General features: G+C 48.6%; 1 protein-coding gene. It reads left to right on the top strand.

Features of this window, described 5'->3' with window-relative positions; translation table 11 throughout:
• Positions 1–72 precede the first annotated feature (72 nt).
• Positions 73–2,793, top strand: coding sequence for an Eco57I restriction-modification methylase domain-containing protein (locus BP822_RS12415; protein WP_286878392.1), 2,721 nt, complete (start codon positions 73–75; stop codon positions 2,791–2,793).
• The last annotated feature ends 10 nt before the right edge of the window (positions 2,794–2,803 follow it).

The following is a 2,803-nucleotide window of genomic DNA, read 5'->3' on the forward strand; positions in this document are numbered from 1 at the left end:
CTTTAGGGCGGGGAGCAGTCACCAAAAGGCTTTTTGTGTGTTAGGTGGTTGGATATCCGAGGGGAGACTGATTTGGCGGCACCTAAAGAGATCGTGGAGCTTGTGGAGAGGTTCGAGAGCAATCGGGAGGCCTACAAGTCAGGGCACTACAATGAGACCCAGGTTCGACGAGAGTTTGTCGATCCTCTCTTCAAGGCCCTGGGCTGGGATATCGATAACGAGCAGGGGTTTGCCGAGGCCTACAAGGATGTGATCCATGAGGACGCCATCAAGGTGGGCGGCACCACCAGGGCTCCGGACTACTCTTTTCGCATCGGCGGCCAGCGCAAGTTCTTTTTGGAGACCAAGAAGCCCTCGGTGGACATCAGAGAGGACATTCACCCTGCCTTCCAGCTGCGACGATATGCCTGGACGGCAAAGCTGCCCCTGTCCATCCTCACCGACTTCGAGGAGTTCTCTGTCTACGACTGCACTGTGAAGCCGGACAAGAAGGATATGCCCTCCAAAGGGCGGATACTCTATCTGACTTGCAGGGATTATCTGGAGCAGTGGGATGAGATTGCGGCCATATTCTCCAAGAACGCCATCCTTAAAGGCTCTTTTGATAAATATGCCCGGGATAAAAGGGGCAAGAGAGGCACGGCCCAGGTGGATTCTGCCTTCCTGGAGGAGATCGCCGGCTGGAGGGAGATCCTGGCCAGAAATATCGCCCTGCGAAATCCGGAGCTGGACACCAGGGAGCTCAACTATGCAGTTCAGGCGACGGTCAACCGCATAGTCTTCCTCAGGATATGCGAGGACCGGGGGATTGAGAGGCTGATGAAGATGGAGGACCTCCTCTCTGGGGAGAGGGTCTACCCCAGGCTCTGTGAGCTGTTCCGTCGGGCGGACGAGCGCTACAACTCCGGCATATTCCATTTCGAAAAAGAATCGGGCAGGGAAAATCCGGACACTCTCAGCCTGCGGCTAAATATCGATGACAAACCTTTAAAAGACATCATCCGGCGGCTCTACTATCCGGACAGCCCTTATGAGTTCTCAGTCCTGCCGGCGGAGATCTTAGGCCAGGTGTATGAGCAGTTTTTGGGAAAGGTCATTCGCCTCACCGACGGCCACCGGGCGGTGGTGGAGGACAAGCCGGAGGTGAAAAAGGCGGGCGGGGGCAAGTACACCCCGGCCTACATCGTGGACTATATCGTGAAAAACACCCTGGGGCCCACATTGGAAGGGAAGACGCCGTCGGATGCAACGAAGATAAGCGTTCTTGATCCAGCCTGCGGCTCGGGCTCATTTCTCATTGTGGCCTATCAGCATCTGCTGGACTGGCATAGAGAATGGTATGTGCAAAACCTTGTGCCGTTGCTGGAGAGCGGCCTGAGGCCATCGTCCATCCAGATAAGGCATATGCTGCCGGGAATTGAGGGGGCGAGTAAGGGCAGGAAGAAGGAGAGGGAGCCGGAGCTGCCAGTCTTTCAGGGCCGGGGCGGGGAGTGGAGGCTGACCACGGCGGAGAGAAAGAGGATTCTCTTGAATAACATCTACGGAGTGGACATCGACCGCCAGGCGGTGGAGGTGACCAAGCTCTCGCTTCTCCTGAAGGTGCTGGAGGGGGAGAACGAGGAGACGATCTCCAAGCAGCTCACGCTCTTTTCGGAAAGGGCGCTGCCCGATCTGAGCCGGAACATCAAGTGCGGGAATTCGTTGATCGGCTGGGACATCCTGGAGGACAATCCGAATCTTGAGCAGGAGGAGATCGAGAGGATCAATCCATTTGACTGGGTGATGGAGTTTCCATATGCCATGCAAAGAGGCGGATTCAATGTGATCATTGGAAACCCGCCTTATTTATATTCTGCCGGACAAGTAAATTTAGAATATTTCACTAAGAAGTATAAATTAGCCCAATATCAGACGGACTTCTATGTCTATTTCATAGATAGATCCCTATCATTATCCAATCCTGGCAGTATGTTCTCGTTTATAATACCTGACTCATGGCTCAATTCAGAGTACTTTTCAAAAGTTCGCAATCACTTACTAGAAAAACATAATATTAAATCAATATCAATATTTGATTACCCTGTATTCGACAAAGTAACCATTGAAAATTCCATATTTTTGGTTGACGTTTCTGGTCCACCTAGTTTGATAAGTATAGATCGCTTTTTCACACCAAAAATCCATGAAACCATAAACGAAATAGACCCTAATCAGTGCATAGTAGATGGTTTAATCAATCCCAGAAAGAATTCTAATTTTGATAAAATAATCAAAAAAATGGAATATGATTCTGAACCACTTAGTCAAGACTTTAAGATCAACAGAGGGATTCATGCTTATAGGACAGACGGATACGGTAAATCTAAATTCGGCACAGGTCCACAAACATTAAAAGACAAAGAGGTTTGCTCGTATCATGCAGATAGACCTTTAGATGATACATATCTGCTAGAAATAAAAGGCAAACATGTAGATCGTTTTACATTCAGCTCAAACGATACATATATTTCTTACGGGCCATGGTTGGCTGAACCAAGGTCTCCAGAATTCTTCTTTAAGCCTAAACTAGCCATCCGAAAAATTATAGGTACGAAGCTTCACGGTATGCTCTTTGAAGGTGCAGTTGCGTTAGATCAATCACTATATATAATTATATCTGAAAGAGATGATATAGATGAATTGAAACATATCTTGGGCATACTACTTTCCCGTATTTGTTCATGGTACTTAGTAAACAAGTATTCGATTCATGATAAATTATACCCATGGTTTACAAAAAAGGTACGTGTTTAGCTGGCTAGTC

This window comes from Methanosaeta sp. UBA458 (assembly GCF_002496085.1).
Lineage (GTDB): Archaea > Halobacteriota > Methanosarcinia > Methanotrichales > Methanotrichaceae > Methanothrix > Methanothrix soehngenii.